Here is a 12921-nt window from a genome sequence, read left to right as displayed (position 1 = left end):
GAATGAAATTTCCGCATGTCCCACTGAATTGAAAATGACTTGATCGTCCATCCGGCGTAGATAGGGACAGCGGCCGCTCGTGCCGTCCAAATTCAATCTGCATCTGCCGCGGGGAAATCACAGTGGCCCTCAAGAACGTCATCGGTATCGACCACGCCGTGGTCATGGTGAAGGACCTCGACAAGGCCGCCGAGAACTACCGGCAGCTCGGCTTCACGGTGTCGCCGCGCGGCACCCACAGCGCGCATATGGGCACCGGCAACTACACCATCATGTTCGACCCGGACTATATGGAGCTGCTCGGCGTGCTGGCCGCGACCGAGCAAAATGCGCCGGCCCGCGCCTTCCTCGACACACGCGGCGAAGGCATCGAGCGTATCGCCTTCACGGCGGTCGATAGCGCCGCCGGCGCAGAGGAAATCCGCGCGCGTGGCCTGACGCCGATCGGCCCGACCGATTTCGAGCGGCCGGTGACGCTGCCTGACGGCACGGTCTCGGCGGCGAAATTCCGCACCTTCATGTGGCCGACCGCGGAAGCGCCGGGCGGCGTGCGCATCTTCGCCTGCCAGCACAAGACCCGCGAGACTGTGTGGATCCCCGAACTGATGAAGCACGCCAACGCGGCGAAGCGGATCAAGCAGACGCTGATCGCAACGCCCGAGCCCGCGAAGGAGGCCGCGCACCTCGCGCGCCTGATCGACCGCGAACCGAAGACCGAGGCCGACGGCGCGGTCACCGTGCCCTCCGGCGGCGATCGTGCCGACTTCGTCTATTTGACGCTGGACCAGCTCGGCAAACGTTATCCCGGCGTGCCGCTCGCGGGCCTCTCCGAGCGCGGCGGCGCGGCGCTGGTGCTGGTCAGCGGCGATCTCGCCGCGACCGAGAAGGCGCTGGGCACGGCAGCGCTGCGCAGCGGGTCCGCGATCGTGGTGCCGCCGGCCAAGGCCAACGGCACCCTGCTCGCCTTCGTTGCCAGCTGATTTGAACTAATTCTTTAACGTGCGTTTACGCGGCGGCTCTAGGCTTCTGGCCTATCCACGCCGCCCGGAACCAGACGCATGTTTAAAGAGGGATCGCCGATCGTCTATGACGCGCCGGCAGAACTGAAGAAGTGGCCATCGCTAAAGGGCGAGAGGCAGAAGGACCGGGGTCCGCCCTATCTCGTCTACAACGGCACGCTCGCCGACTGCGTCCGCGTGCTCATGGACAAGCCGATCAAGGGCATCTCGCTCTACGACATCATGACGAGGCCGCAGCCGGCCTTCGACCAGACCGTGCTGTCGCCCGGCGATGCCGCCGAGATCGCGATGCGCAAGGACTTTCCGAAGGACTAGCCTCCGTGCCACCACTCGCACGTCGCATTTGCTCGCGGTCCCCGTAGATCCGCGGGGCCGGCGGCGCATGTTCTGCGGCAGGCCCCCGTACTAACACCTGCCCTCGTGCGGAATCGCAGCTTCGCCGCAATTACGGTTAATGAAGTCCTCCTCACCGGCGCACGCGCTGGTCGTTCCCCCACAGTTCGAGGACTCTTACCGAGATGCGATTTGTCGTCGCGGCTTGCGCTGCGTTCCTGATTCTGATGTGCGACGTCGGCTCGTCGTCCTCCTGGCAGCCGTCAAGCATCGACCACGCTGCTCTCAAGACTGATCGCGGTCCTTCTCTGGTTCCCCTCGCCGAACTCTTCCTCGCAAGCGTGCAGGCCATTGAGCTGGCAAATGCGCGCGCGGCCTACGTCGAGACGATCGAGCCGGTCCCCACAGTCGAACCCGTCGCGCAGGCCCCGCTTTCGCCGACCGAACAATTCTGCCACGCGCTTCGCGAAGCCGCCGAGGCCAGCGGCATTCCCGTGCCGTTCTTCGCGCGCCTGCTCTGGCAGGAGAGCCGCTTTCGTTCCAACGAGGTCAGCCCGGCCGGTGCGCAGGGCGTCGCGCAGTTCATGCCGGAGACGGCGGCCGAGGTCGGGTTGGATGATCCCTTCGATCCCATCAAAGCGCTGCCCGCATCGGCAAAATTCCTGCGCAAGCTCCGTGACGATTTCGGCAATCTCGGCCTCGCCGCAGCCGCCTACAACGCAGGTCCCGGTCGCATCCAGAAGTGGCTCGCCAGAGAGAGCGAGCTGCCGCGCGAGACGCGCGACTATGTCCGCATCATCACGGGCACCAGGGCCGAGGACTGGACCGAGCGCGCGGAGGCTCTCGCAATCCGGATCGACCTGCCGCGCGAAGCGCCTTGCGAAGGCGTTGGCAGCCTGTCCAAGACCAAGCACGTCGCCTGGGTTCCGGTCAACCTGACACCGTCGGTCGTCACCATCATGCGCAAGGCCGAGCAGCTGGCGGCGCGGCTCTCGGCGAGCCGTGCACGCAAGCGGTTCGCAACCTTGCTGCGCAGGAATGCCGGGGCCCACGGCAAGGCACGGAGCATGATCGCGGCCCGCGCGGCCGGAAAGAGTGCAAAAGCTCGTGCGATCCGCTTTGCGGCGCGCGAACGCTCTTCGAGCTAGCTCACACCGGCTTGTCACCCGCGCCCTCGGCGCGACAGCCGCGCCCTACTCCGCCTTGATGTTTGCCGCCGCCACGACCTCGGCGAGCTCCTTGGTCTCCTTCGCGATCTTCGCGGCGTACTCGGCCGGGCTCAGCACGCTAACCACGCCCTGCGAGCCGAGCTTCTCCGCAACCGCCGGATCCCTGGCGGCGGCGACGATCTCCCGGTGCAGCGCCTCCAGGATCGGCGCGGGGGTCGCCTTCGGCATGAAGAAGCCGACCCAGAACGACAGGTCGAAGCCGGGATAGCCTGCCTCCGCAACCGTCGGCACATCGGGCAGCGACGGCAGCCGCTCGGCGGAGGACACCGCGAGCGCGCGCAGCTTGCCGGCCTTCACCAGCGGCACGGCCGACAGGGGATCGAACACCGCCAATACCTCCTGTGCGAGGATGCCGACCTCGGACGCGGCACCGCCGCGATAGGGCACGTGGATCATCTTGATGCCCGCCTTCTGGCCGAGCAGCTCCATGGCGAGATGGGCGAGGTTGCCGTTGCCGCCGGAACCGTAGGCAAGCTCACCGGGCCTCGCCCTCGCCGCGGCAACGAGATCGGCCACGGTCTTGATGTCGGCCGTCCTGGGATTCTCCGGATTGACCACCAGCACCAGCGGCGCCGACACCACTGTGGTCAACGGCGCGAAGTCCTTTTCCGGGTCGTAGCGGATGTCCTTGAACAGCGTCTTGTTGAGCGTGATGGTGGACGAGTTGCAGGCGAGCATGGTGTAGCCGTCCGCATCCGCACGAGCCACGCCTTCGGCGGCGATCATGCCGTTGGCGCCGGCGCGGTTCTCGACCACGAAGGGCTGCCCGAGCTTGTTGCCCAGCCGGTCGCCGATGATGCGAGCGACGACATCGACCGGCCCGCCCGCGCTGAAGCCGACCATGATCTTGATCGGCCGCGTTGGATATTTCTGCGCGAGGGCCTCTGTCGCCGGCGCACAGGCGCACAATCCGGCGATGACTGCCAGCAGGCGAGCCGTTCGTTGCATTCGTTCTCTCCCCAGACTTCGGCGCCGCGTGTGCGTGCTTGTTGGTGCGGCGCGCTCGGGGATCATGATGAGCGGCCGCACGGGATTGCGCAATCGCGTTTCCACACACGACGCGCCTCGCAATTCCGTCGCACGGCACGTAAGCGCCGGCTCAAAACAAAAAGCGCGAAAACAACCCCATGCACAGTAGCCGGTGCTTGGAAGAACAAGGACTTGCGCGCTTCGCAACGCCGTTTGACTCGTCGGGCAAAACACCGGCAGAATGCCATCATCGCAACCATCGTCAGCGTGACGGCCACCCTCATCCGGGCCGCCTCGACGTGGTTGCGCATAAGCCCTTCATCGACATCCCGAAATTCGCATCCGCGCGCAGCAGCGAACGGTCGCTCGCGCACGCCTGCGCCAGCAAAGGACACAGCACATGACAACAGCACCGAACCGCCGCATCACCTCGCCGCTTGCAGCAAGCGATCGCGGCGGCCCCGCCGCGAGCCCGCGGATAAGACTGTACAAGCGGCGCATTGCGATCACCCATCCGGACCCGCAAGCCGGCGAGCGCCTGCTGGCCGAGGCACTCGGTGCCGTTGACCGCGACGCGCTGCACGGCATTCTCAGGCAATTGGTGAAAGCGAGCGCGGTCGGACAGAAACCCGATGAGGCCAATCTCGCCTTCATGGTCTCGATGATCAGGAGCATCGCACCGAAGGATTCCATCGAAGCCATGCTGGTGTCGCAGATGGTCTCCGTGCACCTGGCGACGATGCGCTGCGCCTGTCGCCTCGCCTGCACCGACAACCTCCCGCAGCAGGAAAGCGTCACGCGCGCATTGACCCGGCTGACCCGCACCTTCGCCGCTCAGGTCGAGGCCCTGAGCCGCCACCGCAACAGCGACGAGCGCGCGATCACGGTGCAAAACCTGTCCGTGCAGGACGGAGGACGAGCGATCGTGGGCAACGTCACGCAGCATACGAACGTGCTTGTTGCGGAGGCGAGCCGGAGCGAGGCAACGCAAGGCGCCACCCCATGACCGGCGGCCACACCCGCAACACGGTCCCGATGCGCACCAGCCCCCGCTGCGGCGCCCGAACCCGCGACGGCAGCCCGTGCCGCGCGCCAGCGGCGCACGGCAAGACACGCTGCCGCATGCACGGCGGCGCGCTAGGGTCCGGCGCGCCGAAGGGAAATCAGAATGCGCGCACGCACGGGCTGTTCGCCGGGGAGACGATCAGCGAGCAAAGACAGGTCCGGATGATGCTAGATGAGGCGCGGAAGCTTCTGCGGGAGTTGCGGTGATACCCAATAGTTGAAAATCAGGCGGCCGCCGGCCACAGCGAACGGCGCAAAATCGATCCGAGCCGGGAACACCAATTGATCCGGGGGCGACGGGGTCTCGACATTTCTAGGGTTGTAAGAGAGTATTCGCACACTAGGCCCGAACCAACAGGCCGCGGTGCGCCGGGGATCAAGCGTGCAAGATTTTGCAAGCACGGAAGACGTCAACCGTTGGCTAGCGGGTCAATCGCCTGAGCAGACAGTTGTCTTTGTTGCTCGGGCGGCTCTGCGAGTCATACCCGCGTTTAACCTATCCTATGGAGATAACTTCAGTCGGGCGCTGCAGATGTTTCGTTGCGCCGACTCGACTTGGGCAGTCGCCGCCTATCCCGGTTATCGGGATAGGCTGATCTCGGCGGCGCTGAACACTCTCGATTCCGTAGAACCTCGTCCCCAATGGTTGCAAAGATCTGAGTCTGCTGCCATCTCCGCGGTCGCAACAACGGCCTCTCACGGAAGGAAGAGGATGTCCTCCGCTGTCGAGGCTGCGAATTCGGCCATTGACGCGGCGGAGCAGAAAGGTGGCAAGAAGGGTCTTCACGAGATGTTGGCCGCCCTCGCCAGCGAGGCGGCGCAACTCGATCAGGGGTTTGAGCCGGTAACGATAGCAAACCAGCAACTCTGGCCAATGCCTAAACCCCTCCTCCCTGCTTGGGTCGGTAACGGATGGGAGGCGCTAAAGACAAGACTCCTAGCCACACACGAGAATTGGGAGGTCTGGATCAGCTGGTATGAAGACCGGCTATTCGGCAACGCACCCGATACCATTCTCGAGCTAACTCGCGCCACAGAGGTCCCTGATGCAGCGTGGAGAAAAGGACCGAAATCGGCCAACACCTTCATTCGGCAACAAATTAATGGCGTCCACCTGGAGACCGACAACGACAGCCCACCCGATCCCAGGGACGCAGTCGCCTTTCAACAATGGCTGTCGGCAAAGCCGCGAGAGTGGGCGAGCGTGATGGGAAATCGGGAGGCGCTTCGCCTATTTGCGACCTTAGGCGCGTCTCCCGGCGATACTACTCTGCTCGCCATCTTTCGCGCGATTTCGGCGTCCCGCTACGCCGTGCTTCATCCCAAAGAGATCAAGCTCGCGGCTGATGCAGCCGAGTTTCTCTCCAACCGTCAAACCCAAATGACCATAACTGCCTATTATGCAGCTTCGGCAGTTGGTGCCGACGATGCAGCGAGCCGTGCTACAAGTATCATTTCCGATCTCGGTCGCGGGCCCAACGAATCTGCTCGAATTGCAGCTGTTCTCCGAGATGCCTTAGCGCTCGTTCGCGGAACGTCTCCACAGGAGTTGGCCCGCGCGCCACTGTGGCGGCCAGCAAACGAAGGAGGGGCACCTCCTGCAGCAAGGCAAGCATGGAACAACCTCTCTCAAGTGCTTCTCGAAAACGGTAAGCATTGGCAGGTCTGGGTGGATTGGTACGACTATGTACTTGAGGGATCACCGCCATCTAGCCGGCGCAACGATGCGTGGGAGACGGCGTTTGTCGGCAGCCCAGAGCCGTTGCCTTGGGACGCTGGCTCTCAGGCGGTCAACACCGAGATCAGCGCCCGAATCAGAACGCACTCTGGCTCACGTGATGGAAGCCATCAGTCGACAGAAGTCCAATTGCCGCAGATCCCACCGCAAGGATACGGACCTCATTTTGAAATAGGTGAAAACGGCGTCATCACCTTCGCTCCGCCCCAAGCGATCGATCGCCAAGGCAACAATGTAGCCCGTCTAGAAAAACTACATCCGATTCTGCGTACTCTAGCGCGCGAAGTTGTTGAAGCGCTTGACCACGGGAACGTTCCTCACCGTTACCTGAGAGATCGCGTTGACGCATATCGGGAATTAGTCAATCAAAATATCGATTCCGTTGACTTTGCGAGACTATATGTGGAGGGCGTTCGACTCGCGAATGCGATGAGAACAACTCTCGCCGACGAAGAGCTACCGAGACTCGCGCATCCAATTCACGAACGCCTAGACTCGTTGCTCCAACTGCACGGCGCTTTCGTATTGGCAACGGCGGAAGGCATCGAAGTTATCGCCGCTGAAGAGCGTTACAGACGGACACCAGGAGAGGAAGTTGAATACAGGGACGCCGCCGTTGGCTTTGCAGAAAGCTTGCAAAATGAGCCCAATATCATTGATCCAACAGCGGCCTCATTTGCTCTTGGTACAGCCGAGGAATTTGCGAGAGGAGCCAATCTCGAACGGAGTGCCGTAGTTGCCAGCGGTACTATTAAGAATTTAGCTATTGTAGTTTCAACTGCCGGAGTGTTGGGAGCGGCGTCCACCGCGGCAGTTTCATCGGGATCACCAGCCATGATCGTTGGCAGCGCAGTCTCCGCGCTCGTTTTCGGCGAGGGCTTGAAAAAGTCAAAGGCGTTCACCGCTTTGGCGAGCCAAATTACAAAGCGCCTCGATGAAGCGGTTGACGCCAGCGCTTTGGACGCACTCAAAGGACTCGGCGAAAGATTTAGACCACAGCTTACGTTCGTACTCGGAATTGAACCGCAACTACGACGGCTCGCGAGCCAACATGAAGAGCTCGAATGGCTCAACAAAACACTGGATTGGATAAGCCATCGCGGAACCCCGAGATTTGACGAATGAAGAGCATCAAGACGATCTAACATCACGTTCTGTCGCCCACGCCCCGTCGTGACCGCCGACGTCCCCATTTGGCAACCGCATCCATCATGCACCCAGGAAACTTCTCGAACTCGATGGTCGGCTACTAGCCGACTTGGGCCTATCAAGGACCACAGTTGAAGAGGTGCGCAGGTCTCCGTTGTATCTCGAAGCGTGGCGCCGCAGCCTATGAGGGGCCAATGTCCCGAGATGGAGTCACAAGCGCCTGACAGCGATGACTAAGCTCGTTGGATGGGCTGAGTTCTTCGCGAAACTCATCCTCGTTGGAATCGGGTTGAGGGGTTTCGTGTTGCTCTACCGACGAGCTGAAGGTTCGAACGCCGCAGTCTCGAATAGCCGGGCTGCTTCCCCCATTGGCACCCTCCCCTCAATCATGTCCTCCCACCCAAAACCGTCACGGGACGTGACACTCATGGGGACCACTGCCGCTGACGACGCCGGAGGCGCCAGCTGCGCGCTGATCATCGCGCACGGCCACGGCGGCCGCCGGCGCGGCGGAATCCGCAACGGCCGGTTCAAATGGCCGCCCTTATCCTCGCAGCGTGGAGCCTGCTGTCGCGCCTCGAACGGTTTCGAAGCTGGTTCGTTGCAACGCGGCTCGCCTCTCGGCAATGGCGTTGCTCAAGAGATCGAGCACCAGCCCGAATGCGGCGAGTTCCTCTTCCTCGACAGCGCCGTCATCGTAGCACTCGAGGGTTTCAGCGATGATGGCGTCCGCCTCACGCTGCAGGGTCAGCAGTTCCTGGTTGGATTCCGCGGTCCGCGCGCTCGCGACCATGGCCAGGATTCTCTTGCGATGGCTGGTGTTGTCCTCCCTTTCCTCGCGGTTCAAATAGCGGCGCAACCAGGCGCCGGCCGAGCCGATCCCGGAGAGAAGCAGGAGCCCGAACCAGAAGTAATCGCCGTACCGGTCGAGAAAGGTGCGTTCGTTGCCGTCGATGACGGCCGCCGCTCCCCGATGGACGGGCAGCTCGGTGTCCTTCTCGAGGTCCGGCTTGCTGATGTGAGCAGCGCCAGGTACCTGCCGCGCAATCGCCTGACGGACGGCAAAGAGCTGCCGGAAAAACGCGGCTACCGTGGTTTCGGACACGCTCTTTCTGGCCACGATGAGGTGGCTGACGCTGACCGTCTCGACCTTGTCACCCGGCCAAGCCGGATCCGCATTGAAGACGCTGGGCGGAATTTCCTCCGATTCATACCGGGGATGCCTCAAGGCGATCGCTTCCGATGTCTCGATGGCGAGAAATTTCGGCTCGCCGCGGGCCCGCGCCGTAGCAGCAACGGCGTCGGATGTGATCTTGCTGTCGAGTGGCCCGACTGCCATGAATGCATCGAGGGCGGGATCGCGCGCCAGCTCCCCGATCTGTTCAGTGCCAAAGTGCGTCACAGCGACCTTCTCAGCGTCCACGCCGGAGGCGCTCAGGATGACCCGCAGCAACGCGGCATTCACGGGGGTCCGCCCAATCACGCCGACACGGTGCCCCGCGAGATCGGCGACCTCCTTGATTTTCGGCGACCGCTTTCTTTTCGCGCCCTTGCCCGCAGGCTCGGAGGGCGCCCACAGCACGACGAAGTTTTTACGCACGACGGCGACGGTCTGCGCCTCGGCGGGCATTTCCAGATCACCGCGGCCGACGGCAAGGTCCGCCTTGCCAGCCCCAAGCAGGGCGAGAGACTCCACCGCGCCGTCAGTTTTGATCGGAGACAGCCTGACGGTTCGACTTTCCCTTCTGAAGGCATCGGCCATTGCCTCGACGACTTTGTAATCGTCGCTGCCCGGCGGTCCAACGGCGATCCGCAGAACCTCCGGCCGCAAAGCGCAGTAAAGCGCACCCGCGGCCGCACCGAAGACAAGAAATCCAACGGCGAGAGCGAACAGTAAGGAATTGCTCCTCCTCCGCTCTCGGCGGGCCGCCTCACTGGTCGTCTTGGTTGCACTCTCGGTGGAAGACATTGCCGCCGCCAGCTGCAGATCCAGGTCCCCATGATACCACATCTTGCCGGGAATAACGTTCTGACGGCCGGCCTGGTTCATCGTCTCAGGCAGCGGCGTCAGACTCGTTTTGATGGACAACGTGCCTTGCGTCACGACCGCTTCCATGCGGCAGCCATGACAATTTCTACGTGTTTGTGAATTGCTTCACACGCTTGCTGTCGCCGGTGCCGCTAGCTTGCTCCGGTCAAGCTTACGCTCGGCCCGCCGACCAGAACTGACCCAGCGGAGACACTGAACAGGCCGCTTGGGCCGATCTCAGTGAAACAGGGGGAGAGGCGTCATGGGGGCATTGAACCTTTCACAGGTCCTTTGGGAGGAGCGGCGGGCGCTCGCGGGCGTTCGCCTGGAATTCGCACCAAAAGATCCCGACATCTCGCCGACACCAGCGCAGCCGGCATCCGGCGCTTCGCAGACACCAACCCAACCGCCGTCCGCGACATCGCCGCAACCTGCGCAGCAGCCCTCCCAAACACTGCCCAGACCATCGCCGACGGACCCGGTCCCGGGAAAACTCCTCGACGTCTACCAGGCGTTGAACGCGGACGACCGATGGGCCCTGTGCCTTTCCGGCGGAGGAATCCGCAGCGCGGCGTTTGCGCTCGGCATCCTGCAACGATTTGCGGCGCTGGAGGTCACGTCGAAGCACCAGGGCGGGAAGACCGGCTCGGCTCTGACGGAGTTCGAGTATCTGTCGACCGTGTCGGGCGGCGGTTATATCGGCAGTTGGCTATCAGCCTGGCTCCATCAGGAGCGCGAGCGTCGCTCCAGTCCGGGCACGGTGGTGTCGGCGCTCAATCGGCGAGACAGCGTCGGTCAACTCGGTGATCACGAAGAAGCCGAGCCGGTTTCCAACCTCCGGCGCAACTCGCACTTTCTCGCCCCCAGCTTTTCGCCGATTTCTCCCGACCTGTGGAGCGACGTTGCCGGCGTCCTGCGCAACCTGTTCCTGAACTGGGTCCTGCTCGTTCCTCCGATGATCCTTGCGGTGCTCATCACCAACGCACTCTACTTTGCGGTCATCGATGCCGACAGCATCAGACGCGAGAATACGTCGGCTTGGTTCCTGGTTGTCATGTTCATACCAACCCTCTGCTTTCTGGCGTCCTTGTCGTTCTCCGTCGCGAACCGTCCCGGCCGCGGATGCATCAATGTCTCGCAACCCCGGTTTCTCGTTTGCGATCTCATGCCCTTCCTTGTCGGTGCCGCGTTGCTGGTCTTCGTGTTGCGGAGCCAATACGGTCTGTCGATGCTCACGGACGTGACCACGGCCGTCGGGTTCAAAGTCGACAAGCAGGTCGAAAAAGCTCAATTTTACGCCGTCGTGGTGCTTCGCGGCGCCATCCTTGGCGTTCTATTCTTTCTTGCCTCCTGGGTGCTGGCGCGCTTGTGGACCCTGGTCTTTGGAAAGTCGGCCCGCCCACCGCTCGCGGCTCGTCCCAAGCATCCATGGATCGATCTTTTCGCCTGGTGCGTCGCCGGCGCCGCTTTTGGCGTGCTGGGTGCCGCGGGACTGGTCTTGCTTTGGCATTACGGCCCATCGGGTTCCGTTGCCGCGACGGCGGGTTTTGCCTGCGTCCTCGGCCTGCCCTGGATCGTGATGGCGCGGATCGTCGCCGACGTGATCTACATCTCGTTTGCCGAATTCCTGTCCGAGGTGGACGTCGGGCTCGAATTCCAGGCGCGGTCGAGCGGACTCTTCACGCTGGCCTATCTCGGCTGGCTGCTGTGGTTCGGGCTCGTGCTTGGGGCGCCACCGGCCGCAAGATGGATCGAGAGTCAGCTTGGCAGCGCGTTCGTCCCCTCGCTTGCGACCGGGGGAGGTCTTTCAGGCCTGCTTTCCGTCATCCTGGGAGCGAGCTCGAAGACCAGGGCCGCCGCCGAGCAGGCGTCGGGCGTTCGCCAATATCTCGGGCTCAACACGATTGCGGCGATCGCGGCGGGAATTTTCGCGTCGGTCCTGGTCGCTCTACTGTCCATCGGCTGGGACAGGGCGTTCACACTCGCGGCTGGCGCCGATCATCTACCCTGGAAAGTCGTCCTCATAGCCGGCGTCGCGCTCGGCGTGCTGATCTATGCAGCCTCGCATGTCCTCAGCATCAACCGCTATTCGCTCCACAGCCTCTACCGGAACCGACTGGTTCGCGCCTTTCTCGGTGCGTCGCGCAAAGAGAAGGACCGTGACAAGACCAAGAATGCCTTTACGGATTTCGACGGCCGCGACAGCCCGTATCTGTATGAACTCTGGGAGCATGGCGTCGCACCGACGGGGGCCAATTGGAAGCCGTTCCACGTCATCGGCGCGGCACTCAACCTCGTGTCGTCCAGGAATCTGGCTTGGCAAGAACGGATGGCGGCGCCCTTCACGTTCTCGCCGCTCCATTGCGGCAGCGGCAGCGCCGTATTTTCGGACGGTGCTTACCGGACGACCTACGCGACGACCAAGCAGCCCCGGCCCTACGGCGGAATGCTCACCCTTGGGACCGCCATGGCGATTTCAGGCGCGGCCGTCAGTCCGAGCATGGGCTACAACTCGTCGCCGGGCGTCGCTTTCCTGATGGCGCTGTTCAACGTGCGCCTCGGCTGGTGGCTGGCCAACCCGCGCGGCGACAATGCCTACTACGCGGAGGTCAAGCCGACAGATGCGCTCCGGCCGTTCTTCATGGAGATGTTCGGCCTGACCAGCGAGACCGAGCGCTGGGTCTACCTGACCGACGGCGGGCACTTCGAGAACCTCGGCCTCTACGAGATGGTCCGCCGGCGCTGCCGCGTGATCGTTGTCAGCGACGCCGGCTGCGACCCCGATTATTCCTTCGAGGATCTCGGCAACGCGCTGCGCAAGATCTGGATCGATCTCGGCGTGCGCATCGACCTGCGGGGCCTGGACCTGCTCAAGAAGCGCTTCACGGAACGGCCAAGCCCTGCAACGAAAGCGCCTTACTGGGCGGTCGGCGATATTCTCTATGGCGAGGCCGACGGCGGCACGTCGCAAAACGGACTGCTGTTGTACTTCAAGTCGGGCCTGCACGGCACGGAGCCCATGGGCGTCCTGAGCTACGCGATATCCCACCCGACCTTTCCGCACGAGACGACGCTGAATCAATTCTTCACGGAGTCGCAATTCGAGAGCTACCGCATGCTCGGCTACGAGATCGCGGAAAGCGCATTCGAAGCCGGAGGCGGTCTTTCGACCGGCGCGTCCACCAAGGCGCCGCCGACTTTCGTCTCGATCATCAAGAACCTCTAGGACCGGATCGCAAGGTCACAATCCGGAATAAGGGGCCTGCCCTTCCCCAACCGCTGCTGCGGATGACTGAGTTCATATTCACTGACTATCGCTTGAGCACCCACGGAGCGTGTGATACATAGATCGCTCGGGACATTGACAACCGCCCGATGAGCTCCCGCAGC

At 62.9% G+C, this 12921-nt stretch carries 9 protein-coding genes; 7 read left to right on the top strand and 2 right to left on the bottom strand.

Features of this window, described 5'->3' with window-relative positions:
- Positions 1-122 precede the first annotated feature (122 nt).
- From BJA_RS13415 to BJA_RS13405, 3 genes are all read left to right on the top strand, one after another.
- Positions 123-980 carry a VOC family protein gene (locus BJA_RS13415; RefSeq protein WP_011085492.1) on the top strand — a complete coding sequence of 286 codons (858 nt, stop codon included), beginning with the start codon at positions 123-125 and terminating at the stop codon, positions 978-980.
- Positions 981-1058: 78 nt separating this feature from the next.
- Positions 1059-1334, top strand: coding sequence for a hypothetical protein (locus BJA_RS13410; protein ID WP_038965854.1), 276 nt, complete (start codon positions 1059-1061; stop codon positions 1332-1334).
- Positions 1335-1537: 203 nt separating this feature from the next.
- Entirely contained in the window at positions 1538-2500 is a 963-nt protein-coding gene (locus BJA_RS13405; RefSeq protein ID WP_011085491.1) for a lytic transglycosylase domain-containing protein, read from the top strand.
- A 45-nt stretch (positions 2501-2545) separates the two neighbouring features.
- On the opposite strand, the gene BJA_RS13400 is transcribed toward BJA_RS13405, so the two are convergent.
- Positions 2546-3529 carry a Bug family tripartite tricarboxylate transporter substrate binding protein gene (locus BJA_RS13400; protein WP_063921424.1) on the bottom strand — a complete coding sequence of 328 codons (984 nt, stop codon included), beginning with the start codon at positions 3527-3529 and terminating at the stop codon, positions 2546-2548.
- A 421-nt stretch (positions 3530-3950) separates the two neighbouring features.
- Here BJA_RS13400 and BJA_RS13390 point away from each other — a divergent pair, with 421 nt between their 5' ends.
- From BJA_RS13390 to BJA_RS13385, 3 genes are all read left to right on the top strand, one after another.
- The gene (locus BJA_RS13390; protein WP_011085489.1) at positions 3951-4556 is read left to right on the top strand and encodes a hypothetical protein; all 606 of its coding nucleotides are present in this window, start codon (positions 3951-3953) and stop codon (positions 4554-4556) included.
- Positions 4553-4822, top strand: a complete 270-nt coding sequence (locus tag BJA_RS43650; RefSeq protein WP_038965856.1) for an HGGxSTG domain-containing protein — start codon at positions 4553-4555, stop codon at positions 4820-4822. Before BJA_RS13390 ends, BJA_RS43650 begins: the two co-directional genes overlap by 4 nt.
- 505 nt (positions 4823-5327) lie before the next feature.
- Positions 5328-7478, top strand: coding sequence for a hypothetical protein (locus tag BJA_RS13385; protein WP_162494069.1), 2151 nt, complete (start codon positions 5328-5330; stop codon positions 7476-7478).
- Positions 7479-8046: 568 nt separating this feature from the next.
- Here the strand turns inward: BJA_RS13385 and BJA_RS13380 are convergent.
- Positions 8047-9471, bottom strand: a complete 1425-nt coding sequence (locus BJA_RS13380; RefSeq protein WP_063921612.1) for a TAXI family TRAP transporter solute-binding subunit — start codon at positions 9469-9471, stop codon at positions 8047-8049.
- Between the two features lie 322 nt (positions 9472-9793).
- On the opposite strand from BJA_RS13380, the gene BJA_RS13375 reads away from it, so the two are divergent.
- Positions 9794-12757: a hypothetical protein gene (locus BJA_RS13375; RefSeq protein WP_011085486.1), complete on the top strand. Its 2964-nt coding sequence runs from the start codon at positions 9794-9796 to the stop codon at positions 12755-12757.
- Positions 12758-12921: the final 164 nt, after the last annotated feature.

The organism is Bradyrhizobium diazoefficiens USDA 110 (assembly GCF_000011365.1).
Taxonomy (GTDB): Bacteria; Pseudomonadota; Alphaproteobacteria; order Rhizobiales; family Xanthobacteraceae; genus Bradyrhizobium; species Bradyrhizobium diazoefficiens.
This window is presented reverse-complemented; position numbering and strand designations above follow the sequence as displayed.